The sequence below is a fragment of the Janthinobacterium glycogeni genome (assembly GCF_051380725.1).
Taxonomy (GTDB): Bacteria; Pseudomonadota; Gammaproteobacteria; order Burkholderiales; family Burkholderiaceae_D; genus Janthinobacterium.
This window is the reverse complement of sequence record NZ_JBNYXP010000001.1, coordinates 714,560-738,841: the sequence shown is the minus strand read 5'-3', so window position 1 is coordinate 738,841 and position 24,282 is coordinate 714,560. Positions and strand designations below refer to the sequence as shown.

The 24,282-nt window shown below is 61.6% G+C and carries 25 protein-coding genes; 23 read left to right on the top strand and 2 right to left on the bottom strand.

Annotated features, from left to right (window positions below; translation table 11 throughout):
• Positions 1 to 9: 9 nt before the first annotated feature.
• Positions 10 to 1,131: a S41 family peptidase gene (locus ACQ4W4_RS03415; RefSeq protein ID WP_436540777.1), complete on the bottom strand. Its 1,122-nt coding sequence runs from the start codon at positions 1,129 to 1,131 to the stop codon at positions 10 to 12.
• Between the two features lie 350 nt (positions 1,132 to 1,481).
• Between ACQ4W4_RS03415 and leuC the strand changes: the two genes are divergently transcribed.
• The 16 genes from leuC to ACQ4W4_RS03335 all read left to right on the top strand — a co-directional run bounded on the left by leuC (position 1,482) and on the right by ACQ4W4_RS03335 (position 19,401).
• Positions 1,482 to 2,885, top strand: a complete 1,404-nt coding sequence (leuC, locus tag ACQ4W4_RS03410) for a 3-isopropylmalate dehydratase large subunit (RefSeq protein WP_436540776.1) — start codon at positions 1,482 to 1,484, stop codon at positions 2,883 to 2,885.
• Positions 2,886 to 2,953: 68 nt separating this feature from the next.
• Positions 2,954 to 3,076 (top strand): entericidin A/B family lipoprotein, encoded by a 123-nt coding sequence (locus ACQ4W4_RS03405; RefSeq protein ID WP_010400408.1) that lies wholly within the window; start codon positions 2,954 to 2,956, stop codon positions 3,074 to 3,076.
• A 51-nt stretch (positions 3,077 to 3,127) separates the two neighbouring features.
• Entirely contained in the window at positions 3,128 to 3,775 is a 648-nt protein-coding gene (leuD, locus tag ACQ4W4_RS03400) for a 3-isopropylmalate dehydratase small subunit (protein ID WP_436540775.1), read from the top strand.
• A gap of 10 nt (positions 3,776 to 3,785) precedes the next feature.
• Positions 3,786 to 4,856, top strand: a complete 1,071-nt coding sequence (gene leuB / locus ACQ4W4_RS03395; RefSeq protein WP_436540774.1) for a 3-isopropylmalate dehydrogenase — start codon at positions 3,786 to 3,788, stop codon at positions 4,854 to 4,856.
• Positions 4,857 to 4,901: 45 nt separating this feature from the next.
• A complete protein-coding gene (gene asd / locus ACQ4W4_RS03390) occupies positions 4,902 to 6,029 on the top strand; it encodes an aspartate-semialdehyde dehydrogenase (RefSeq protein WP_071653756.1) in 1,128 nt (375 codons plus the stop codon).
• A 255-nt stretch (positions 6,030 to 6,284) separates the two neighbouring features.
• A complete protein-coding gene (locus ACQ4W4_RS03385; RefSeq protein WP_436540773.1) occupies positions 6,285 to 8,750 on the top strand; it encodes a motility hub landmark protein FimV in 2,466 nt (821 codons plus the stop codon).
• Positions 8,751 to 8,923: 173 nt separating this feature from the next.
• On the top strand, positions 8,924 to 9,727 hold the full coding sequence (truA, locus tag ACQ4W4_RS03380) for a tRNA pseudouridine(38-40) synthase TruA (RefSeq protein ID WP_436540772.1): 804 nt from the start codon (positions 8,924 to 8,926) through the stop codon (positions 9,725 to 9,727).
• A gap of 21 nt (positions 9,728 to 9,748) precedes the next feature.
• Positions 9,749 to 10,432: a phosphoribosylanthranilate isomerase gene (locus tag ACQ4W4_RS03375; RefSeq protein ID WP_436540771.1), complete on the top strand. Its 684-nt coding sequence runs from the start codon at positions 9,749 to 9,751 to the stop codon at positions 10,430 to 10,432.
• The gene (trpB, locus tag ACQ4W4_RS03370; RefSeq protein ID WP_436540770.1) at positions 10,425 to 11,675 is read left to right on the top strand and encodes a tryptophan synthase subunit beta; all 1,251 of its coding nucleotides are present in this window, start codon (positions 10,425 to 10,427) and stop codon (positions 11,673 to 11,675) included. The genes ACQ4W4_RS03375 and trpB overlap by 8 nt, the downstream gene beginning before the upstream one ends.
• 85 nt (positions 11,676 to 11,760) lie before the next feature.
• A complete protein-coding gene (gene trpA / locus ACQ4W4_RS03365; RefSeq protein WP_436540769.1) occupies positions 11,761 to 12,558 on the top strand; it encodes a tryptophan synthase subunit alpha in 798 nt (265 codons plus the stop codon).
• A 197-nt stretch (positions 12,559 to 12,755) separates the two neighbouring features.
• Positions 12,756 to 13,628, top strand: coding sequence for an acetyl-CoA carboxylase, carboxyltransferase subunit beta (accD, locus tag ACQ4W4_RS03360; protein WP_010400390.1), 873 nt, complete (start codon positions 12,756 to 12,758; stop codon positions 13,626 to 13,628).
• A 101-nt stretch (positions 13,629 to 13,729) separates the two neighbouring features.
• Positions 13,730 to 15,028 (top strand): bifunctional tetrahydrofolate synthase/dihydrofolate synthase, encoded by a 1,299-nt coding sequence (gene folC, locus ACQ4W4_RS03355; RefSeq protein ID WP_436540768.1) that lies wholly within the window; start codon positions 13,730 to 13,732, stop codon positions 15,026 to 15,028.
• 24 nt (positions 15,029 to 15,052) lie between these two features.
• On the top strand, positions 15,053 to 16,045 hold the full coding sequence (locus ACQ4W4_RS03350; protein WP_436540767.1) for an SPOR domain-containing protein: 993 nt from the start codon (positions 15,053 to 15,055) through the stop codon (positions 16,043 to 16,045).
• Between the two features lie 20 nt (positions 16,046 to 16,065).
• On the top strand, positions 16,066 to 16,554 hold the full coding sequence (locus tag ACQ4W4_RS03345; protein WP_152250139.1) for a CvpA family protein: 489 nt from the start codon (positions 16,066 to 16,068) through the stop codon (positions 16,552 to 16,554).
• A 38-nt stretch (positions 16,555 to 16,592) separates the two neighbouring features.
• On the top strand, positions 16,593 to 18,116 hold the full coding sequence (gene purF, locus ACQ4W4_RS03340; RefSeq protein ID WP_436540766.1) for an amidophosphoribosyltransferase: 1,524 nt from the start codon (positions 16,593 to 16,595) through the stop codon (positions 18,114 to 18,116).
• Positions 18,117 to 18,159: 43 nt separating this feature from the next.
• The gene (locus tag ACQ4W4_RS03335; RefSeq protein ID WP_436540765.1) at positions 18,160 to 19,401 is read left to right on the top strand and encodes a cystathionine gamma-synthase family protein; all 1,242 of its coding nucleotides are present in this window, start codon (positions 18,160 to 18,162) and stop codon (positions 19,399 to 19,401) included.
• A 217-nt stretch (positions 19,402 to 19,618) separates the two neighbouring features.
• Here the strand turns inward: ACQ4W4_RS03335 and lexA are convergent, their stop codons facing one another.
• A complete protein-coding gene (gene lexA / locus ACQ4W4_RS03330; RefSeq protein ID WP_034750502.1) occupies positions 19,619 to 20,254 on the bottom strand; it encodes a transcriptional repressor LexA in 636 nt (211 codons plus the stop codon).
• 32 nt (positions 20,255 to 20,286) lie between these two features.
• Here lexA and ACQ4W4_RS03325 point away from each other — a divergent pair, with 32 nt between their 5' ends.
• From ACQ4W4_RS03325 to ACQ4W4_RS03295, 7 genes are all read left to right on the top strand, one after another.
• Complete coding sequence (locus tag ACQ4W4_RS03325) at positions 20,287 to 20,487, top strand: hypothetical protein (protein ID WP_436540764.1); 201 nt, start codon at positions 20,287 to 20,289, stop codon at positions 20,485 to 20,487.
• 42 nt (positions 20,488 to 20,529) lie between these two features.
• Entirely contained in the window at positions 20,530 to 20,919 is a 390-nt protein-coding gene (gene rpsF / locus ACQ4W4_RS03320; RefSeq protein ID WP_034750499.1) for a 30S ribosomal protein S6, read from the top strand.
• A 20-nt stretch (positions 20,920 to 20,939) separates the two neighbouring features.
• Entirely contained in the window at positions 20,940 to 21,239 is a 300-nt protein-coding gene (gene priB, locus ACQ4W4_RS03315; protein ID WP_034783455.1) for a primosomal replication protein N, read from the top strand.
• A gap of 25 nt (positions 21,240 to 21,264) precedes the next feature.
• Entirely contained in the window at positions 21,265 to 21,555 is a 291-nt protein-coding gene (rpsR, locus tag ACQ4W4_RS03310; protein ID WP_010400024.1) for a 30S ribosomal protein S18, read from the top strand.
• A 27-nt stretch (positions 21,556 to 21,582) separates the two neighbouring features.
• Entirely contained in the window at positions 21,583 to 22,038 is a 456-nt protein-coding gene (gene rplI, locus ACQ4W4_RS03305) for a 50S ribosomal protein L9 (protein ID WP_034783456.1), read from the top strand.
• A gap of 135 nt (positions 22,039 to 22,173) precedes the next feature.
• Entirely contained in the window at positions 22,174 to 23,559 is a 1,386-nt protein-coding gene (locus ACQ4W4_RS03300) for a replicative DNA helicase (RefSeq protein ID WP_034750488.1), read from the top strand.
• Positions 23,560 to 23,650: 91 nt separating this feature from the next.
• Positions 23,651 to 24,277, top strand: coding sequence for a DUF47 domain-containing protein (locus ACQ4W4_RS03295; protein WP_010400015.1), 627 nt, complete (start codon positions 23,651 to 23,653; stop codon positions 24,275 to 24,277).
• The last annotated feature ends 5 nt before the right edge of the window (positions 24,278 to 24,282 follow it).

Below are 24,282 nucleotides of genomic sequence, written 5' to 3'. Positions count from 1 at the left end.
GCGGCAGCGTTACTGCCGCGGGTTTTTTTTCGCCTGGGCGCCGTCGGGGCGCAGCGTGCCGCCTTCCAGCCAGCGCTGCACGCGCACGATCTCCGCGGCGCGCTCCGCCTCGTCCTTCGGTGGCGGCAGATAGATGTCGGGCATGATGCCGTCGAGATCGACCTGCAGATCTGGCAAGCGGGCCGAGCGCGAGGTGGCGTAGGCCAGCTGGCGCAGTCCCGAGGGCAGGGGGTGCATGCGCAGATTCGAATAATCGAGCGCGCCGCCGCTGTTGCGTCCGATCAGCTTGACGTGAAAGCTTTGTCGCGCTTCCAGCAGAAACTGTTCGCAGGAACTGCCGCAATCGCGGTCGACCAGCACCGCCACCCTGGACGGCTGTACTGCCTGGCCAGACACACTCGCATAGCTGACAGGCCCGTTGCTGCCTTGCGCCACGAACTGGCCGGGCTGCACGCTGCGCATGCGGGTGACGGCCTGTGCCATGTATGTCGTGCAGGTGGCGTCGCCGGGAGCGTACAGTGCGCAGATGTTTTGCTGGCTGGCGATATTGGCCGGCGTGGACAGCCATTCACCGCCGATATTGACGCTCTCGCCTGACGCTAGCCATGGCAGCAAGGGCGCATACGTGCTGTCGCTGCCGCCGTTGTTGCGCCGCACATCGATAATCCAGTTTCGACGGCTGGCCAGTTCGTCGCGCTTGCTTTCCAGTAAATCAGTGAGGAGCCCGGCGTACCCCGGAAAAAAACTGGGTAAGGTCAGCAGCGCCGTGTGCGGCGACAGCAGCTGCAGCGATGGCGCCCTGTCATCGATGGTGGCCGCTGGCGCGGCGGTTGAGGATGATGCTGCAGTTGCTGTCTCATGTTTCAGCGCGCCGGTCGGCATGATCTGCAGGTGGCCTTTGCGCCACTGGCTCAGGTAACCGGACAGTACCGTATTGCAGGCAGCCTCATCGTTCGCCCTGGCCGCCGCGGTGCTGGCGCTGGCCAATGCCTGATCGAAATACGCTTGGCCTTTTTGTGCCAGATGCTGGCGCGCGCCAGTATCGTTTTCCAGCAAAAAGGCGGGAAGGACGCGCAAGTCCTGCAGGCAGGTCTCGCCCGGTGTGGCCGCCTGCGTATGGCTGACTGTCAACGTAGCCAGGAGTGTGGCGGCAAAAAAACACAGTCTCATCAATGCAATCTTTCCTGAAATTGTTGTCGAAATACAATACACGAAAGATTAAAGAAAAAGTATCGATTTCTGGCCGCGCCGTGGCTCGTTCGGCGGCCTGCCGGCAGATGAGGCCACCATGTCGCCGATATGCTGATATCGGCAATTTCTAGCTCATATCCAACAGGGTTGCCAAACTTTGTATCGTCAATCCCACGCTTTTTCCTGTTTTGGTTCTGTGCCGTGCAATATATGGCATAATCCTTGTGGATCACCGTATGACCTGGTTCACTTGATCACTTACTACAGGCTGTGGCAACGCTGCATAAATCATGATGAAGACGCTTTACGACAAACTCTGGGAATCCCATGTGGTGCGGGCCGAAGAAGACGGCACGACCATTCTGTATATCGACCGTCACCTGCTGCACGAAGTGACCAGCCCGCAAGCATTCGATGGCCTCAGCGTGGCAGGCCGCCAGCCGTGGCGCGTATCCGCCAACCTGGCCGTGGCCGACCATAACGTGCCGACCACCAGCCGCGCCGACGGCATTGCCGACCCGGTTTCGCGCCTGCAGGTCGAAACGCTGGACAAGAATGCCAGGCACTACGGCTTGACCTACTTCAACATGAACGACAAGCGCCAGGGCATCGTGCACGTGATCGGCCCCGAACAGGGCGCGACCCTGCCCGGCATGACGGTCGTGTGCGGCGATTCGCACACCTCGACCCATGGTGCGTTCGGCGCGCTGGCGCACGGCATTGGCACCTCGGAAGTGGAGCACGTGCTGGCCACGCAAACCTTGCTGCAAAAGAAATCGAAATCGATGCTGGTGCAGGTCGACGGCGCCTTGCCGGCCGGCGTGACGGCGAAAGATATCGTGCTGGCCATCATCGGCAAGATCGGCACGGCCGGCGGCACGGGCTACTGTATCGAGTTCGGCGGCTCGGCCATCCGCGCCCTGTCGATGGAAGGCCGCATGACGGTGTGCAATATGGCCATCGAAGCGGGCGCGCGCGCCGGCATCATCGGCGTGGACGACACCACCATCAATTACGTCAAGGGCCGTCCGTTTTCGCCGGCCGGTCCGCACTGGGAACGCGCCGTCGCCTACTGGCGCACCCTGCATTCGGACCCGGGCGCCCGCTTCGACCTCGTCGTCACGCTCAACGCGCAAGACATCGTGCCGCAAGTGACGTGGGGCACGTCACCCGAGATGGTGACCGGCGTCGATGGCCGCGTGCCCGACCCCGACCTGGAAAAGGACAGCGTCAAGCGCGATGCGATGGAAAAGGCGCTGGTCTACATGAACCTCAAGCCCAACACCGCCATCGAAGACATCCGCATCGACAAGGTCTTCATCGGTTCCTGCACCAATTCGCGCATCGAGGATTTGCGCGCGGCGGCCGCCGTGGTGCGCGGCAAGTACCGCGCATCGAACGTCACCCTGGCGCTGGTCGTGCCCGGTTCCGGGCTGGTGAAAGACCAGGCCGAGCGCGAGGGACTGGACCGCATCTTCAAGGATGCCGGCTTCGAATGGCGCGAGCCGGGCTGCTCCATGTGTCTGGCCATGAATGCGGACCGCCTGGAACCGGGCGAACGCTGCGCCTCGACCTCGAACCGCAACTTCGAGGGCCGGCAAGGGCAGGGCGGACGTACCCACCTGGTGTCGCCAGCGATGGCGGCGGCGGCGGGCATCGCCGGCCACTTTGTCGACGTGCGGGGCTTGCGATGACGGCAGGGACTGGCGCCGCTGGTTTACACTAGCGCCTTCAGTCCCTTATTGATTATCGAGAAATCATCATGAAAAAACTCTTCGCCCTCCTCATCGCCACCGTCATCCTGTCCGGCTGCAACACCGTCTCCGGCATCGGCCGCGATGTGCAGAAAGTCGGCCAGGTCGTCACCGGCGCCGGCGGAAAATAAACCGTGACGTGCCGGCGCCCCGCGCCGTCCGTCTTACCGAGTAGAAACAGCATGGATAAATTTACGATTTACGAAGGCCTGGTCGCCCCGCTGGACCGTGCCAACGTCGACACCGACGCGATTATTCCCAAGCAATTCCTGAAATCGATCCACCGCAGCGGCTTCGGCCCCAACCTGTTCGACGAATGGCGCTACCTCGACCATGGTGAACCGGGCCAGGACAACAGCCGCCGTCCGCTGAACCCCGGGTTCGTGCTCAACGAGCCGCGCTACCAGGGCGCCTCGATTTTGCTCACGCGCAAGAACTTCGGCTGCGGCTCCTCGCGCGAACACGCGCCGTGGGCACTCGATCAATACGGCTTCCGGGCCATCATCGCGCCGTCGTTTGCCGACATCTTCTTCAATAACTGCTACAAGAACGGCTTGCTGCCCATCGTGCTGTCGGAAAGCCAGGTTGAGCACCTGTTCAATGAAGTCAAGGCCTTCCCCGGCTTCAAGCTGGTGGTGGACCTGGAACAGCAATGCGTGCGTACCAGCAATGGCTCCGTCTCGTATCCATTCGAGATCGACGCCTTCCGCAAATATTGCCTGATGAACGGGCTCGACGATATCGGCCTGACTCTGCGCCATGCGGATGATATCCGCGCCTTCGAAGAGCGTCATTTGAACAATCAGCCTTGGCTGGCGAACGTTATCTAAAGATTATTCCATGAAAATTGCAATCTTACCCGGCGACGGCATCGGTCCTGAAATCATCGCGCAAGCCGTCAAGGTCTTGAATGTACTGGGCGAATCGTTCGAACTGGAAACGGCGCCCGTGGGCGGCGCCGGCTATGCGGCCCATGGCCATCCGTTGCCGGAAGGCACGCTGGCCCTGGCGAAGGCGGCCGATGCCGTACTGTTCGGCGCCGTGGGCGACTACAAATACGATACGCTGGAGCGCCAGTTCCGTCCGGAACAGGCGATCCTGGGCTTGCGCAAGAACCTGGGCCTGTTCGCCAACCTGCGTCCGGCCATTCTGTACCCGGAACTGGCGGGCGCCTCGACCCTGAAGCCGGAAGTGGTGTCCGGTCTGGATATCCTGATCATCCGTGAATTGACGGGCGACATTTATTTCGGCCAGCCCCGCGGCGTGCGCGAGTGCCCGGACGGTCCGTTCAAGGGCCAGCGCGAAGGCTTTGACACCATGCGCTACGCGGAAGGCGAAATCCGCCGCATCGCCCATGTGGCTTTCCAGGCCGCGCAAAAGCGCGACAAGCGGCTCACCAGCGTGGACAAGGCGAACGTGCTGGAAACTTTCCAGTTCTGGAAAGACATCGTCACCGACGTCCACAAGGAATACCCGGACGTGGCGCTCGATCATATGTATGTCGACAACGCGGCCATGCAGCTGGTGCGGGCGCCGAAGAAATTCGACGTCATGGTGACCGGCAATATGTTCGGCGACATCCTGTCGGACGCGGCCGCCATGCTGACGGGCTCGATCGGCATGTTGCCGTCGGCCTCGCTGGACACCAACAACAAGGGCTTGTACGAGCCGTCGCACGGTTCGGCGCCCGATATCGCGGGCAAGGGCATCGCCAATCCGCTGGCGACGATCCTGTCGGCCGCCATGATGCTGCGCTATTCGCTCAACCGCGAAGAGCAGGCAAACCGCATCGAAGGCGCTGTCAAGCAGGTGCTGGCGCAGGGGCTGCGCACGGCCGACATCCACGAGGCGGGCACGACTTTGGTCGGTACCGAGGCCATGGGCGATGCGGTCGTCAAGGCATTAGGATAAAATATTTCAATGACGGCAGTCGCCGTCTCATCTTGAGGAATGGTAATGAAATTAGTTGGCTTGGTAGGTTGGCGCGGTATGGTCGGTTCGGTCCTGATGCAGCGCATGCAGGAAGAGGGCGATTTCGCCCACATCGAACCGGTGTTTTTCACGACGTCGAACACGGGCGGCGCGGCGCCGGCCATGGCGAAGAATGAAACCATCCTCAAGGATGCCAACAACATCGCCGAACTGTCCAAGTGCGACATCATCATTTCCTGCCAGGGCGGCGACTACACGAGCGCCGTCTTCCCGCAGCTGCGCGCAGCGGGCTGGAACGGTTACTGGATCGATGCGGCCTCGACCTTGCGCATGGAAAAAGACGCCGTCATCGTGCTCGACCCTGTCAACCTGCACGTCATCAAGGATGCGCTGGGCAAGGGCGTCAAGAACTACATCGGCGGCAATTGCACCGTGTCGTGCATGATGATGGGCCTGGGCGGCCTGTTCCAGCACGACCTGATCGACTGGATGACGTCGATGACGTACCAGGCGGCATCGGGCGGCGGCGCGCAGCACATGCGCGAACTGCTGACGCAATTTGGCACCATCAACGGTTCCGTCAAGGCGCTGCTGGACAACCCCGCTTCTGCCATCCTGGAAATCGACCGCCAGGTGCTGGCCACCCAGCACGGCTATTCCCCGGATGAAATCAAGCAATTCGGCGCGCCGCTGGCCGGCAACCTGATCCCGTGGATCGACAAGGACCTGGGCAACGGCCAGTCGAAGGAAGAGTGGAAGGCGGGCGCGGAAACGAACAAGATCCTCGGCCGCGGCATCGATTTCGGCACCAAGGAAATTCCCGTCGACGGCCTGTGCGTGCGCATCGGCGCCATGCGCTGCCATTCGCAGGCGCTGACCATCAAGCTGAAGAAAGACGTGCCGCTCGATGAAATCAACGACATCATCGCCAGCAACAACCAATGGGTGAAATTCGTGCCGAACACGCGCGAAGCGTCCGTGCGCGATCTGTCGCCGGCAGCCGTCACGGGCAGCCTGACGATTCCCGTCGGCCGCGTGCGCAAGATGAGCATGGGCGGCGAATACCTGTCCGCGTTCACCGTGGGCGACCAGTTGCTGTGGGGCGCGGCCGAGCCGCTGCGCCGCATGCTGCGCATTTTGCTCGACGCGTAACAGCAATAAATCAGCAATCAATTGCTGATGCATATCAAGCCGGGGTGGTTTTCCCGGCTTTTTTTTCGTCCTGAGCCCGTCAAGGCTCAACCATGCGGAGCTTGCATAGCTCTGGGCATGATGATATGTTGATACCTCTGGAAAAGTAACAGTTTTCCCATGTCAACTAAGATGCCGCCAACTATGCCTGTACACACTCGTCCCCGGGTCGCCTCCCTTGCCATTCAAACACTCAGCAGCGCTGTCGCCTGTGCGGTGTTATTGTCACCGGCGGCATCCGCAGCCGAGCTGGGCAAGATTACGGTGCTGTCCGCCGCCGGCCAGCCGCTGCGCGCCGAGGTCGAATTATCGGCCATTAAGCCAGGCGAGGCGTCGACCCTGCTGGCCAAGCTGGCGCCGCCGGATGCCTACCGCCAGGCCAACGTGGAATTCAACCCCGCGTTGAACGCCTTGACGTTTGCCGTGGAAAACCGCAATGGCAAGCCCTTCATCCGCATCAGCTCGGCGCAGCCGGTGGCCGAACCGATGGTGGATCTTTTGCTGGAACTGAGCGGCAAGAGCGGTCGCCAGGTGCGCGAATATGCGTTCGTGCTCGACACGCCGGAAGCGCGCCAGACGCGCGGCGCGCAAGTGACGGCGCCGGCCGAACCGGGCAAAGGCAAGGCGGCGGCCGATGCTGCTCCAGCTGCAGCGAAAAAACCGGCCGGGGAATACAAGGTCAAGACGGGCGACACCCTGAGCCGCATCGCAAGCGAACTGAAGCCTTCTGGCGTGTCGCTCGACATGATGCTCGTCGCCCTGTACCGCGCCAATCCCGACGCCTTCAAGGGCGAGAACATGAACCGCATGCAGGCCGGGCGCATCCTGGCTGTGCCTGGCGCTGACGCCGTGCGCGCCACCGGTGCGGCTGAAGCGAAGGGCATCGTGACGGCGCACGCCATCGATTTCGAAGCCTACCGCAACAAGCTGGCGGGCCAGGTGTCGCAAAGCAAGCCGGCCAAGGCCGCGCAAGCGACGCAAAGCACGGCCGGCAAGATCGGCGCGACCAAGGTGCAGGAAAAGCCGACGGCCGTGAGCGAGTCGCAAGACAAGCTGAAACTGTCGAAGGCGGAGCCGGCGGCCAAGTCGGCCGGCAAGAGCGCCGTCGCCAGCGAGGAAGACAAGATCGCCAAGGCGAAACAGGTCGATGAAGCGGCTGCACGCGTCAAGGAGCTGGAAAAGAACGTCAGCGACCTGGAAAAGCTGATGGCGGTCAAGAGCAAGGCCATGGCCGACAAGAGCGCCCCGGCACCCGCCAAGCCGGCCGAGGTCGCTGCCAGCGCACCGGCCAGCGCGCCGGCAGAGGCGCAGCCACCCGTACCCAAGGCCAAACCGGTGCCGCTGGTGAAAAAACCATCGCCGCTGGAGCCGACGATTACCGACAAGATCAATGATCACTTGGGCGCCATCGGCATCGGCATCGCCGCGCTGCTGGCGGCCGTGGCCGCTCTGGTGGTCGCGCGGCGCCGCAAGGAGACGCCGCCGCCAGCCCAGGGCGATATCGCCCCCGTGGTCGAGCCGGAAGCGCCGGTGACGCCGCCGTCCGGCCTGGCGCCGGAAGACCAGCAGTCTGAAGCGAGCAATCACCTGTTCGGTACGGGCGCGGCCGCTGCCGGCGTGGCCGCCGCCGCGGGCGCCAGCATGCTCGATGCGAATGAAACGGACCCCGTCGCCGAAGCGGACGTGTATATCGCTTACGGCCGCGATGGTCAGGCGGAAGATATCCTCAAGGAAGCTTTGCGCATCCACCCGGAACGCCATGCGGCCCGCCTGAAGCTGCTGGAAATCTATTCGGCCCGCAACGACGTGCGCGCGTTTGAAGACCAGGCCAGCGAGCTCTACAGCCTGACGCGGGGCCAGGGCGAGGAGTGGCCGCAGGCGGCCGCGCTGGGACTGGCGCTCGATCCCACCAATCCCTTGTATGGCGATACGGAAGACGACGCCGTGGTCAGCCTGAGCAAGGCAGCCGGGGACGACGCGCATGGCCAGAGCATGGACTTGCCCGACGAGCAGCCCGCGCCGCTGGCCGACCTGGCACCGGCCGAGCCGGTGTCTTCCGTGACGGCCCGCGATGCGCGCGACCCCCTCGATTTTGACCTCGACAGCCTCGATTTCGAACCTGTCTCCACGAGCGAACCGATTGTCATGCCGGGGCCGGACAGCAAGCCGGTCCCTGCCGCGCAGGATGCGCACGATGTGCACTATGACGCCAGCATGGATTTCGGTCTGGACCTGGAGCCGCCTGCCGGCCCCGTCAATGGCGTGGGCGCCGGTTTGACGCCATTGCCTGATCCATTGAAGGATGTCGACCTGGCCCATTTCGACCTCGACGAACCGGTGGCGCCCGCTGCCGCGCCCGTCGCGGCGGCCGAGCCTTCCCTCGACAGCCTGTTCGACGATGCGCAAGCGCCGGCCACCTTGCCGGAAGCCATACCGCCGGCACAGGAATTCGATCTGTCCGGCATCGACCTGGACCTCCACGATGGCAAGACGGCCAGCGTGGGCGTCGACGACCCGTTGTCGGCCATCCACATGGAAATGGATACCAAACTGGACCTGGCCATCGCATACCAGGAAATCGGCGACAAGGAAGGCGCGCGCGAGCTGATCGATGAGGTCATCAAGGGCGGCAGCGAGGAGCAGGTTGCCAAGGCGAATACAATGAAGGCACTTCTGAGCTAAGCACCTGATACGACGTCCATGGCTGCGTTGCACGGTCTCGCCGTACTATTCGTACTGTCTTCGACCGCGCGCCTTGCCCTGAACGCCGTCTCAGGCGCTTGTGTGGCAGGAAGGCGGGGCCGCCTTTGCGCCGGTATAATGCTTCGATGCAAAATATTACGACAGCAACGCCATTGAAGCGTATCGTCCTCGGCCTGCAGTATGACGGCACGGCCTGGCATGGATACCAGAAACAGGAAGATGGGCAAACGGTGCAGGACCAGCTGGAAAACGCGCTCGAGCAGTTTGCCCGCGTGCGTCTGGCCACCACCTGCGCCGGCCGCACGGACACGGGCGTGCATGCGCTCGAGCAAGTCGTGCATTTCGATACGGAACTGAACCGCGATGTGCACTCGTGGGTGCGCGGCGTCAACGCCTTCCTGCCGAAATCCATCGCCGTGCGCTGGGCCAGGGAACTCGAAGGCGATCCGACGGTCAATGACTTCTTCCACGCCCGTTTCAGCGCGCGCGCGCGCACCTATCATTATGTGTTGTATAACAACGCCACCCGTTCGCCGCTGGTGGAAGGGCGCGCCGGTTTCTTTTTCCGTCCGCTGGACGTGGAACTGATGCGCCAGGCCGTGCAGCCGCTCTTGGGCTGGCACGATTTCACGGCCTTCCGCGCCGCGCAATGCCAGGCCAAGTCGCCCGTCAAGCTCATGCACGACATCCGCATCGAACGGCGCGGCGATTGCGTGATTTTTACGATTACGGCCAATGCCTTCCTGCACCACATGGTGCGCAACCTCGTCGGTTCGCTCGTCTACATCGGCACGGGACGCGAAAAGCCGGACTGGCTCGGACACTTGCTGGAAAGTAAAAACCGCCACGCGGCCGCGCCCACCTTCATGCCGGATGGCCTGTACCTGGCGCAGATCGATTACGACCCGAAATGGGCCTTGCCGCAAGACAGCAGCAGTGCCTTGCCCTGGTTCTGACGTTTTACCTCGAGGAACAACATGCCACGCACACGCATCAAGATCTGCGGCCTGACCCGCGTCGAAGACATCCAGGCGGTCGTGGCGGCAGGCGCCGACGCCATCGGTTTCGTGTTTTATCCGAAAAGCCCCCGTTACGTCACGCCGCAGCAGGCCGCGGGCCTGATCGCCGCCATTCCCCCGTACGTGACGACGGTGGGCCTGTTTGTCAATGCCACGCTGGAAGACGTGCGGGCCGCCAGGGCTGTGGCGCCATTGTCCCTGCTGCAATTTCATGGCGACGAGACGCCCGAGCACAGCGCCGCGCTCGCTGGCGCCGTGAATACGCCGTTTACGCAGGTGTTCCGCGTCAAACCCGACACCTCCTTTGAAGATTTGCTAGAATACGAACAGCGCTATCGCGCCGCCAGTCCCTTGTTCTCCAGCCTCTTGCTGGACACCTATGTGGATGCCTACGGCGGTGCAGGAAAGGTATTCGATTGGTCCCTCATTCCAGAAGAACTCGCGCCTCGGGTCGTTTTAAGTGGTGGCTTGAGCGTACAAAACGCGACTGACGCAGTGGTGCGCGTGCGCCCTTACGCCGTCGACATCAGCAGTGGTGTCGAAGCGTCCAAGGGCATCAAGGACGCATCCCGTGTTCGCGCGTTTATCGCCGCGGTGCAGGATGCCGATGCCATCATTGCCAGAGGAAATCACCATGAATGACCACACCATAGCGCCCGGCGCAGCCGCCGCATTGTTCCACGCCACCGATTACCCGTTTCCCGACGTGCGCGGCCACTTTGGCCCCTACGGCGGCTCCTTCGTGGCCGAAACGCTTACGCATGCGCTGGCCGAGCTGAAGGACGCTTACGCCCGCTACAGCGTCGACCCGGAATTCCTCGAAGAATTCCGCTACGAGCTGAAACACTTCGTGGGACGCCCATCGCCCATCTACCACGCCAAGCGCTGGTCCGAGCTGGCCGGCGGCGCGCAAATCTATTTCAAGCGCGAAGACCTGAACCACACGGGTGCGCACAAGATCAACAACGTGATCGGCCAGGCCCTGCTGGCCAAGCGCATGGGCAAGCCGCGCATCATCGCCGAGACGGGCGCCGGCCAGCACGGTGTGGCCACGGCCACCATCTGCGCCCGCTTCGGCCTCGAATGCGTGGTCTACATGGGCAGCGAAGACGTCAAGCGCCAGGCGCAGAACGTGTACCGCATGAAATTGCTGGGCGCGACCGTCGTGCCGGTTGAATCCGGTTCCAAGACTCTCAAGGATGCGCTGAACGAAGCCATGCGCGACTGGGTCACCAACATCGAAAACACCTTTTATATCATCGGCACCGTGGCCGGCCCCCATCCGTATCCGATGATGGTGCGCGACTTCCAGTCCGTGATCGGCGAGGAATGCCTGGTGCAGATGCCGGAAATGACGGGCCGCCAGCCCGACTACGTGCTCGCCTGCATCGGCGGCGGCTCGAACGCCATGGGCATCTTTTACCCGTACATCGATCAGAAGGACGTCAAGCTGATCGGCGTGGAAGCGGCCGGCGAAGGGCTGGACACGGGCAAGCATTCGGCTTCGCTGACGGCCGGTTTCCCGGGCGTGTTGCACGGCAACCGCACCTATCTGCTGCAGGATGACAACGGCCAGATCATCGAGACGCATTCCGTCTCGGCCGGCCTCGACTACCCTGGCGTCGGCCCGGAACACGCGTGGCTGAAAGATTCGGGCCGCGCGCAGTACGTGTCCATCACCGATGACGAGGCGCTGCAGGCTTTCCACGACTGCTGCCATATCGAAGGCATCATCCCGGCCCTGGAATCGTCGCACGCACTGGCCTACGCGGCCAAGCTGGCGGCCACCCTGCCGAAAGACCAGATCGTGCTGGCCAACCTGTCGGGCCGTGGCGACAAGGACATGCATACCGTGGCGGAGCGCATGGGATTGAATTTCAGTTAAACAACTGACAACCCCAGTAACGCGTAGGTCGGATTAGCGCGCAAGCGCGTAATCCGACATCCTCCACCGATAAAGAAAGCTCACCATGTCCCGTATCGCCACCACCTTTGCCAATCTCAAATCGAACAACAAGACCGGCCTGGTCACCTTCATTACCGCCGGCGACCCCGGCCCGGACGCCACCGTACCGCTGATGCACGCGCTCGTCGAGGGCGGCGCCGACGTGCTCGAGCTGGGCGTGCCGTTTTCCGACCCCATGGCCGAAGGCCCCGTCATCCAGCGCGCCTGCGAACGGGCCTTGAAATTCAATGTCGGCATCCACGACGTGTTCGGCTATGTGCGCCAGTTCCGCGAGACCAACCAGACGACGCCCGTGGTGCTGATGGGCTACGCCAATCCCATCGAGCGCATCGGCAGCGCCGCCTTCATTGCAGCGGCGCAAGCGGCCGGCGCCGATGGCGCCATCGTTGTCGACTATCCGCCGGAAGAGTGCGAGGAGTTCGGCGCCGCCATGCGCGCAGCCGGCCTCGACCTGATTTTTCTCCTGGCGCCCACTTCGACCGAAGAGCGCATCGCGCAAGTGGCCAAGGTTGGCGGCGGCTTCAGCTATTACGTGTCGCTCAAGGGCGTCACAGGCGCCGGTAACATTGATACGGAACAGGTGGCGGAACGCCTCGCGGCCATCCGCCAGCATGTAAAATTACCTATCGGCGTGGGCTTCGGCATCCGCGATGGCGCCACGGCCAAGGCCGTTGCCAAGGTGGCCGATGCCGTCGTGATCGGCAGCCGCATCATCCAGGAGATAGAAAATGCCCCGGAAGGTGGCGCCGTCGACGCCGTGCGCAGCTTTACGGCCGGCATCCGCGCCGCTCTGGACGCCTGAGCAAGCTTGCCGTTTACGCAAGATGCGTTGACGGCAAAGTTCGACAGCCCGGCGATAAACGGCTACACTTCGGCCACTGATTTGCCTGTTATTGTGCAATAGATAAAATTTTTGGCGGCGTCCTGCGGGGCGTCGCCGTTGACCGTCTGCCGGGGGCGTCCACCGACGCTACCCCTACAAGGGCCCAAGGAGAAAATATGAGTTGGTTGGAAAAACTGCTGCCACCGCGCATCCAGCGTTCGGACGCCGCCGCGCGCAAGACCATGCCGGAAGGCCTGTGGGTCAAGTGCCCGTCGTGCGAAGCCGTGCTGTACCGCACGGACCTGGAATCGAATCTGCACGTGTGTCCGAAATGCGACCACCACATGCGCATCCGCGCGCGCGAACGCCTCGACAGCCTGCTCGACGCGGGCGGCCGCTATGAAATCGGCCAGGAAATCCTGCCCGTCGATACCCTGAAGTTCAAGGACAGCAAGAAATACCCGGACCGCCTGAAATCCGCCATGGAAGCGACGGGCGAGACGGATGCGATGGTCGTCATGGGCGGCGCCATCATGAGCCTGCCAGTGGTCGTGGCGTGCTTCGAATTCGAATTCATGGGCGGCTCCATGGGCTCCGTCGTGGGCGAGCGCTTCGTGCGCGGCGCGCAGATCGCGCTGGAACAGAAGGTGCCGTTCATTTGCATCACCGCCACCGGCGGCGCGCGCATGCAGGAAGGCTTGCTCTCCTTGATGCAGATGGCGAAAACCACGGCCATGCTGACCAAGCTGTCGGAAAAGAAATTGCCATTCATCAGCGTGCTGACCGACCCGACCATGGGCGGCGTGTCCGCCTCGTTCGCCTTCATGGGCGACGTCGTCATCGCCGAGCCGAAAGCGCTGATCGGTTTTGCCGGCCCGCGCGTGATTGAAAACACCGTGCGCGAAAAACTGCCGGAAGGCTTCCAGCGCGCCGAGTTCCTCGTCACCAAGGGCGCCGTCGACATGATCGTCGACCGCCGCAAGATGCGCGAAGAAATCGCCCGTCTGCTGGCCTTGTTGCAAAACCAGGCTGTCGAAGTCTTGGCGTAACGCCAACGTAACAGGCCGGGCGGCGTCCGCAGGACACGCCCGGTTGCCACGCCACACCGTCTCCGCGCCTCGCGCACTGTCTCCTCATCAAGAAGTCTCCCATGCACAAGCTCCCCACCACCTTGCCGGACTGGCTCGCCATGCTGGAAACCCGCCATTCGGAAACCCAGATCAACATGGGCCTGGACCGCGTGCAAGCCGTCAAGGCGCGCATGCAGCTCGCTTTTACTTGCCCCGTAATCATGGTGGCGGGCACGAACGGCAAGGGCTCCACCTGCGCCATGCTGGAATCCGTGCTGTTGCGCGCCGGCTACAAAGTGGGCTTGTACATCAAGCCGCATTTCCTCGATTTTAACGAGCGCGCGCGCGTGCTGGGCGAGATGGCCAGCGACGAGCAGCTTGTCGCCAGCTTCCAGGCCGTCGAGGCCGTGCGCGGCGACACGCCGCTCACGTATTTCGAATTCACCACCCTGGCGATTTTGCATCTGCTGTCGCAAGCCAAGCTCGATGTGGCCATCCTGGAAGTGGGCCTGGGCGGGCGTCTGGACGCCGTCAACGTGATCGACGCGGACGTGGCCATCGTCACCAGCGTCGATATCGACCACACGGATTACCTGGGCGATACGCGTGAAGCGATCGGCTTTGAAAAGGCCGGCATCTTCCGTCCGGGCAAGGCGGCCATCTGCAGCGACCCCGTGCCGCCGCAATCGTTGATCGACCATGCCGAGGCCATCGGCGCCGACCTGTGGCTGATGGGCCGCGATTTCAACTATTCGGGCGACAAGCAGCAGTGGAACTACGGCGGGCGCGAGCAGCGCCGCAATTCGCTCGCGTATCCAAGCTTGCGCGGCGCCAACCAGATCCTCAATGCGACGGCCGTGCTGGCCGCGCTGGAAGTGCTGAAGCTGAAACTGCCCGTGGGCGCGCAGGAAGTGCGCACGGGCCTCGTGACGGTGGAACTGCCGGGCCGCTTCCAGGTCTTGCCTGGCCGCCCCAGCGTGATCCTCGACGTGGCGCACAACCCGCACGCGGCGTCGGCGCTGAACCAGAACCTGGGCAATATGGGTTTCCATCCGTACACCTATGCCGTGTTCGGTTCCATGCAGGACAAGGATATCGATGGCGTGCTGGCCGCGATGGGCGAACACGTCGACCATTGGTGCCTGACGGGCCTGCCTTCGCCGCGCGCGGCCACGGCTTCCGAGCTGGCCGCCAAGGTGCAGATCATGCTCGAAGATAAGCCCGACAGCAGCGAGCATACTGTGTCTATTTTCGATGATCCGGCACAAGCTTTTGCAAATGCAATGAGCCGGGCCGGTGAGAATGATAGAATTGTGGTCTTTGGTTCTTTCCTCACCGTCGCCGGCGTGATGAAGGCCCGAAAATCCTCACTTCACTGAAACGCACTCGACTGAAAATCACGCATGGGCTTGTTCTCGAAACTGTTTAAAAACAAGCAAGAATCCTCTGGCGAAGACAGCGGCTTTTATGTCCCTGGCGAAGCACAGTCGCCGACCCGCAAGCGCGCCGCCAACACCTCCGGTGGCGGCGGATCGCGCCGTGGCGGCAAGGAAGCGCCGGATCCGGTCTTGCCTGAAAAAAAGCGCGCACGCCGCCGCCTGGTCGGGGCCGTCGCCCTGGCGCTGGGTGTCGCCGTCGGCTTGCCGATGCTGCTCGATTCCGAGCCGAAGGCACCGTTCAACGACATCGCCATCGACATTCCGTCGAAGGAAAAGGCGGCGCCTGCACCGGCGCCCGTGCCGGCCGTTCCGGTTCAGGCCGCATCGAATGGCCTGGACCAGTCCGAGGAAATCGTCGACGCGCCGCTGCCGCCTGCGGCCAAGCCCGCGCCCACACCGGCCCCCGTACTGGCCGCCGCCCAGCCTGCACCGGTCAAGCCGGCCTATGTGGAACCGAAGCCCGAGCCCAAGCCCGAACCGAAACCTGTCAAGGTGGAGCCGAAACCGGAGTCTAAACCCGAGCCGAAGCACGAAGCCAAGCCGGAGCCGAAACACGAGTCCAAGCCTGAACCCAAGCATGAGGTAAAGCCCGAAGCCAAGCCTGAGGCCAAGCCTGCCAAGCCGGCGCAATCGGCCGACGATGCCGCGCGCGCGCTGGCGATTCTGGAAGGCAAGCCGCAAGAGAAGGTGCAGGACAAGCCGCAAGAAAAAGCGCACGACGCCGGCAGCGGCAAGTTCGTGGTGCAGGTGGCGGCGCTGGCGACACAGGACAAGGTCGATGAATTGCAGGACAAGCTGCGCGAAGCGGGCATCAAGTCGTACACGCAGAAAGTGTCCAGCCCGGCGGGCGAGCGCATCCGCGTGCGCGTGGGCCCGTTCGGCAGCCGCGAAGACGCGGAAAAGACGCGCGCCAAGCTGCAAAAGCTGGGCCTGGGCGGCAGCCTGGTACCGGCGTGATGTTGCAAGGCTGAACGCGCGTGACGATCTTCGATTACCTGGTGCTGTTCGTGCTGGTGACGTCCGTGCTGATCAGCATGATGCGCGGCCTGGTCAAGGAAATACTGTCATTGGTCAGCTGGATCGTGGCGTTCGTCATCGCCAATGCCTATGGCGCCACCCTGGCGAAATTCCTGCCTGAAGCCGTGCCGGGCGAAGCGATCCGTTTATTGCTGGCCTTCGTGGTGCTGTTCATCGGCGTGCGCATTTTGATGGGATTGCTGTCCATGACGGTCGACGCGCTCGTCAAGGTGACGGGCCTGAGCCTGGCCGACCGCACCCTGGGCAGCCTGTTCGGCGTGGCGCGGGGTCTTGTGATCGTGCTGACCGCCGTCATCTTGTGTGGCATGACGTCCATACCGCAGCAGCCATTCTGGAAAAACGCGCTGCTCAGCCCGTTCGCGGAGCAGGGCGCGCGCGCCATCAAGCCTTATCTGCCTGCCGCTTACGCGCAGCATGTGAAATTTTGAATTTTTTTAAAATCAGTAGCACAGTTTAGGAGCACACCATGTGTGGCATCGTCGGCGTCGTTTCCCATCAACCTGTCAATCAATTGCTCTATGATGCATTGTTGCTCCTGCAACATCGCGGTCAGGACGCGGCAGGGATTGCGACCAATCACAGCAGTATGTTTTCCATGCACAAGGCCAATGGCCTCGTGCGTGACGTCTTCCGTACGCGCAACATGCGTTCGCTGCAAGGCACGACGGGCATCGGCCATTGCCGCTACCCGACGGCCGGTTCGTCGAGCGAAGAGGAAGCACAGCCGTTCTATGTGAATGCGCCGTTCGGCATCACCCTGGCGCACAATGGCAACCTGACCAACTGGGAACAGTTGAAGCTGGAAATGTTCAAGAACGACCGCCGCCACATCAATACCGATTCCGATTCGGAAGTGCTGCTCAACGTGCTGGCGCATGAAATCCAGGAAGCGACGACGGGCCTGAACCTGGACCCGGAAGCCATCTTCAAGGCCGTGACCGTGCTGAACCGCCGCGTCAAGGGCGGCTATGCCGCCGTCGCGCAGATCGCCGGCGTGGGCTTGCTGGCTTTCCGCGACCCGCACGGCATCCGTCCGCTGTGCCTGGGCATCAATGAAACGGAGCAGGGTCCCGAATACCTGATCGCTTCCGAATCCGTGGCCCTGGAAGGCATGGGCTTCCGCTTCGTGCGCGACATCGGTCCCGGCGAAGCCGTCTTCATCGATGCCGATAAGAAATTGCACAGCGCCCAGTGCGCCGACAATGCCACCCTGAACCCGTGTGTGTTCGAATTCGTCTACCTGGCCCGTCCCGACTCCGTCATCGACGGCGCCTCCGTGTACGCCACGCGCCTGAAAATGGGCGAATACCTGGCCGAGAAGATCCGCGCCGAATTGCCAGGCGTGCATATCGACGTGGTCATGCCAATTCCCGATTCCTCGCGTCCGGCCGCCATACAGCTGGCCATGGCGCTGAATATCGAGTACCGCGAAGGCTTCATCAAGAACCGCTACATCGGCCGTACCTTCATCATGCCGGGCCAGGCGGCGCGCAAGAAATCCGTGCGCCAGAAGCTCAACGCCATCCCGTCCGAATTCAAGGATAAAGTCGTGCTGCTGGTCGACGATTCCATCGTGCGCGGCACCACCAGCCGTGAAATCGTACAGATGGCGCGTGAAGCGGGCGCGACGAAGGTCATCTTCGCCTCGGCCGCGCCACCGGTGATCTACCCGAACGTGTACGGCATCGACATGCCGACACGCGACGAGCTGATCGCCTACGGCCGGACGACGGAAGAAGTGTGCCGCGAAATCACGGCCGACTACCTCGTGTACCAGGATATCGGCGCGCTGAAGCAGGCGATCGCCGACGTCAACCCGGCCCTGACCAACTTCGAGGCTTCGTGCTTCGACGGCGTCTACGTGACGGGCGACGTGTCGCAGGAATACCTGGACCGCCTGGAATATGCGCGCCACCATCCGAAGGCGGCAGCGCCGGAAGATACGCCCCGTTCCCAGCTGAACCTGAACCTGGCAACGACAGAAGCGTAATTATCTTGCCCGGCTAGCGCCGGGCTTTTTTTGCTCCGCGATCATGAACGATAAAAAAAACTACGGCTTTACCACCAACATCCTGCATAACGACCGCCGCAAGGGCATCGAGCACGGTTCCCTGCACAAGCCCGTGCATACTTCCGTTGCCTTCGGCTACGCCGATGCGCGCCAGCTCGCTTCCGTGTTCCAGGGCAAGGAGCCGGGCTTCCGCTACGGCCGCCAGGGCAATCCGACCGTGTCCGCGCTGGAAGACAAGGTCAACAAGATGGAAGACGGCGTCGCGACCCTGTGCTTCGCTACCGGCATGGGCGCCATCGGCGCCGTGGTGCAGGCGCTCTTGCGCGCGGGCGACCATGTCGTGTCGTCGGCCTTTTTGTTCGGTAATACCAACAGCCTGTGGCAAACGGTGACGGGGCAGGGCATCGGCGTGTCCTTCGTCGACGCCACCGAGGTGGCCAACGTGGCGGCCGCCATCACGCCGGCCACGCGCATCGTGTTCGTGGAAACCATCGCCAATCCGCGCACGCAGATCGCCGACCTGAAAAAGATCGGCGACTTGTGCCGCGAAAAGGGCATCCTGTACATCGTCGACAACACGATGACGACGCCGTATCTGTTCCGCCCGAAAGCCGTGGGCGCGGGCCTGGTGGTCAATGCCTTGACGAAATCCATCGGCGGCCACGGCAATGCGTTGGGCGGCAGCTTGACGGACACGGGCGTGTTCGACTGGACGCAGTATCCGAACATCTTCGATAACTACAAGAAGGCGGCGCCGGCCCAGTGGGGCATCGCGCAAATCCGCGCCAAGGCCTTGCGCGACTTCGGCGCCTCGCTGGGCCCGGAAGCGGCGCACCATATCGCCGTTGGCGCGGAAACCATGGCCTTGCGCATGGATCGCACCTGCTCGAACGCCCTGGCGCTGGCCACCATGCTGGCCGCCGACCCGCGCGTGGCCGCCGTGCACTACCCGGGCCTGGCGTCGCACCCGCAGCACGCGCTGGCGAGCGACCTGTTCCGCAGCTATGGTTCGCTGTTCAGCTTTGAATTGAAGGATGGCATCGACTGCTTCGATTTCCTCAATCGTTTGAATCTGGCCATTCCAGCGAGCAACCTCGGCGACACGCGCACCCTGGTCATTCCCGTCGCCCACACGATCTTCTATGAGATGGGCGCCGAACGGCGCGCCAGCATGGGTATCGCCGAATCGCTGATCCGCGTTTCCGTCGGCATCGAGGACGAGGTGGATCTGCTCGAGGATTTCCGCCAGGCACTCGATGTATAAGTCGCCGGACAAATGAAAAGGGCCGCAACAGTCATGCTGTTGCGGCCCTTTGTTTTTCGCCGTTCAATGGTAATGTCTTCGTGCCTTCAGAAACCGTAGCGAGCAAGCCCAATATCGGGTTGAGTAGCGGAGCTGTACATTGTACGGGGGCGCCCAGCTAGCGAGCAACGGATGCCCGAGAGTGGGCTGCGCAGTAGGTTTATGAGGGCGCGCTCAATCAATGCCAGCTGCGCATCAAGCCCACCGCCAAACCTTCCAGGGCGAATTCATCTTCCGGCGACACGGTAATGACCTTGAAATCGGGATTTTCCGGCAGCAGTTCGATGACGGAACCCGTCTTCTTGTAGCGCTTGACGGTGACTTCGTCGCCGATGCGGGCGACGACGATCTGGCCATTCTTGGCGCTGTCGACCTTCTTGACGGCCAGTAAATCGCCATCCATGATGCCGGCGTCGCGCATGGACCAGCCGCGCACCTTCAGCAGGAAGTCGGGCTTGGCCGAGAACAGGGCCGGGTCCACGTTGTAGCTCGCTTCCAGGTTTTCCTGGGCCAGGATGGGCGAACCGGCCGCCACCCTGCCGATCAGGGGCAGCGACATCAACAGGGCTGCCGGCACTTTCGATGGCGGCGCTTCGGCCGCCGCGCCGATCAGGCGGATGCCGCGCGAGGTGCCGGGTGAAATCTCGATCGCGCCCTTGCGCGCCAGGGCCTGCAAATGCTCTTCGGCCGCATTGGCCGATTTGAAACCCAGTTCATTGGCGATTTCGGCACGGGTGGGAGGAAAGCCCGTGTTTTCAATCGCGTCCTTGATCAGGTTCAGGATTTGTTCTTGTCGTGCTGTCAGCTTGATCATGAGCGGTGGGTGCATACTAAAATGCTGTCTATATGAACAGTCTGTATTTTTGTACAGTATCGCCCACTATGCAAGGGGATTTCCGTGTTTTCGGCGAATTTCGCAAGAAATACTTGTCCAGAGGCGGAAAGCGCGGCGGTGCGCGGGCTTTTCAGGCGCTGGTGGAAGGAATGATTGAAACGTTTGCAAAAGGCGGTTATAATCTTCGGCTGACCTTCCCACACCCGTCTTGACGCCGGGGTGGGCGATTATCAATCCGACCTGAAGGAGTTTGCATGCGTCATTATGAAATAGTCTTTATCGTCCATCCGGACCAAAGCGAGCAAGTGCCCGCGATGATCGAACGCTACAAAGCCAGCGTAACCACCCGCGGCGGTTCGGTTCACCGCGTGGAAGATTGGGGCCGCCGTCAAATGGCTTACTCGATCCAAAAGCTGCCTAAAGCACACTACATCTGCCTGAACATCGAATGCGACAACGAGACCCTGGTCGAGTTGGAAACAGCATTCAAATTCAATGATGCCGTGTTGCGTCACCTGACCGTTAAAATGAAGAAAGCTGAAACAGCTCCTTCGCCGATGATGAAATCGGTACAACGCGAAGACGCGGCCAAAAGCCACCGCACCGAAGCACCAGCAGCCGCTCCAGCCGCAGCAGCAGCTTAATTCTTGACCAGGATCGTGCGCTGAACCAGCTACAAGTTACCGCCATCATTGCCGAGCGCGAAATACTGCGCTATACCCCGGCAGGACTGCCGATTGTGAATGCAGTATTGCAACACAGTTCGCAGCAGATGGAAGCAGGGATTGCCCGTTTGACCGAGTTTGATGTCGCCGCGCTAGCCGCTGGCGAAATTTCAGGCCGGTTCAGTCAGGCAAGCTTGGGCGGGGTCTATCAGTTCACGGGTTTCCTGGCCAGGAAGAGCCGCAACAGCAAAAGTTTGGTGTTTCACATCATTGATTTTAGTGCAGTCAATTCTGACTAGCGCATTTTAGATACAGGAGCCTGACATGGCATTCGGTAAAAAGTTCGACAAAAATAAGCTCAAGCTTAAAGAAAAACGCAAACAGCAAAACCCATTGTTCAAACGTAAGAAGTTCTGCCGCTTCACCGCAGCGCACGTTGAACAAGTCGACTACAAAGACGTCGACACGCTGAAAGACTTCGTCCAGGAAAACGGCAAGATCATGCCAGCACGCCTGACCGGTACCAAAGCGCACTACCAGCGCCAAGTCGACACCGCAATCAAGCGCGCTCGCTTCCTCGCGCTGCTGCCATACACCGATCTGCACCACGCTTAATCGGTCAGATATTCCTGGAGAAGAACTATGCAAATCATTCTGTTAGAAAAAGTTGTAAACGTCGGTAACCTCGGCGAAGTCGTTAAAGTCAAAGACGGTTACGCACGTAACTTCCTGATCCCGCAACGCCTGGCACGTCGTGCCACGGCAACCGCTGTGGCTGAATTCGAAGTCAAGCGCGCCGAACTGGAAAAAGCTGCTGCCGCCAAACTGGCCGCATCGCAAGCCCAGGGCGAAAAACTGAGCGGTCTGACCGTTCAAGTTGCTCAAAAAGCTGGCGTCGATGGCCGTCTGTTCGGTTCCGTCACCAACTTCGACATCGCTGAAGCGCTGACCAAGCAAGGTTTTGCTGTTGAAAAAGCACAAATCCGCATGCCTACCGGCCCGCTGAAGATCGTTGGCGAGCACAACGTTTCGGTTGCTCTGCACACCGACGTGGTCGTGGAAGTTGTTATCGCTGTCGTTCCAGACGCGAACGCGTAATCGTCTGCGGGCCTGGCCCGCAAGCGCTGCCGCACTATGAAAAGCCGGGTTCGCCCGGCTTTTTTGTGGCCTTTTTTTCGCTCATTTTCAGCCCTTTATTTTTGCCAGCACGCCGAAGCGGGTATAATTCGCGCCATGAACGCCCCCTCTGATCCGCAACTGGATTCCCTCCGTATACCGCCGCATTCGATCGAAGCAGAACAATCCGTTATCGGTGGTCTGCTGCGCGACAATGCCGCGTATGACCGCATCGCCGACTTCATGCATGCGGAGGATTTCTATCGCTATGACCATCGCATCATCTTCGAGCAAATCGTCAAGATGGTTAACGCTTCCAAGCCAGCCGATGTCATTACTGTTTTTGAAACCCTGACCCAGCTCGGCAAGGCCGATGATGTGGGCGGACTCGCTTACCTGAACGCCATGGCGCAAAACACGCCATCGGCCGCGAACATCCGGCGTTACGCCGAGATCGTGCGCGACCGCGGCGTGCTGCGCAAGCTCATCACCGTCGCCGACGATATCTCCGGCACGGCCTTCAGCCCGCAAGGCAAGGAAGTCAAGCAGATGCTTGACGAGGCCGAATCGAAGATTTTTGCCATCGCCGAAGAAGGCGCGCGCGGCGCCCAGGGCTGGACCGCCATCCAGCCCCTGCTGACGCAGGTGGTCGAGCGCATCGACGAACTGTACAGCCGCGACAACCAGAGTGAAATCACGGGCGTGCCCACCGGTTTCATCGACCTCGACCGCATGACCTCCGGTCTGCAGCCGGGCGACCTGGTGATCGTGGCGGGCCGTCCGTCGATGGGCAAGACGGCGTTTTCCGTCAATATCGGCGAAAACGTGGCCATCGACAGCGGCTTGCCCGTGGCCGTGTTCTCGATGGAGATGGGCGGCGCCCAGCTGGCCATGCGTATGCTCGGCTCCGTCGGACAGCTCGACCAGCACCGCCTGCGCACGGGCCGCCTGAACGACGAAGACTGGCCGCGCCTGACGAATGCGATCCAGAAGATGAACGACGCGCAGTTGTACATCGATGAAACGCCGGCGCTCAACTCGATCGAATTGCGCGCCCGCTCGCGCCGTCTGTCGCGCCAGTGCGGCAAGCTGGGCCTGATCATCGTCGATTACTTGCAGCTGATGTCGGCCAATACGCCGGGCGACAACCGCGCCACGGAGATTTCCGAGATTTCACGGGGCTTGAAAGGCCTGGCGAAAGAACTCGGTTGCCCCGTGATCGCGCTGTCCCAGCTGAACCGCTCGCTGGAGCAACGCCCGAACAAACGTCCTGTCATGTCCGACTTGCGCGAATCGGGCGCTATCGAGCAGGATGCCGACGTGATCCTGTTCATTTACCGCGACGAAGTGTATAACCCCGACTCGCCAGACAAGGGAACGGCCGAAATCATCATCGGTAAACAACGTAACGGTCCAATCGGCAGCATCCGCCTCACCTTCATGGGGCAGTACACCAAATTTGGCAATTACAGTGGTGGCCTGGCGCTTTACCAAGGCGACTAACACAGCAGCACTGATATTCCATTGGCCGCCCCCGACAACGGGGCGGCTTTCTGTAGTAAATAACACGACTCAATGCTTAACGGAGAATGACATGTTTGGACGCTTGATGCCCACTGAGGGCAAGTTTTTTGAATTGTTTAACCAGCACGCGGAACTGTGCGTCAAGGGCGCCAAAGAGATGCTCGGCCTGATGACCAATTTCGACGACCTGGAAAACCGCGTGCATGCGATCGAAAGCATCGAGAAACAGGCGGACAAAGTCACCTACGCCACCGTGGAAATGCTGCACAAGACCTTCATCACGCCGATCGACCGCGACGACATCCATCAGCTGATCACGCGCCAGGACGACATCCTCGACCTGCTGGAAGATGCGGCGCAAACCGTCTCGCTGTACGACCTGAAAGCCGTCACGCCGGAAGCCAAGCGCCTGGCCGAACTGGTGCTGGCCTGTACCGAAAAAGTGCGCGACGCCGTCGCCATGCTGCACAACATGGACAACTCGCGCAAGATCGTCGCCATCTGCGAAGAGATCGACCGCCTGGAATCGGACGCCGACCACGTGATGCGCGCCGCCATGTCCAAGCTGTTCCGCGACGAGCCGGACGTGCGCAATCTGATCAAGCTGAAAGCGATCTACGAAATTCTGGAAACCGTGACCGACCGTTGCGAAGATGTGTCCAATATTATCGAAGGCATCATCGTCGAAAACGCATAAGCGTT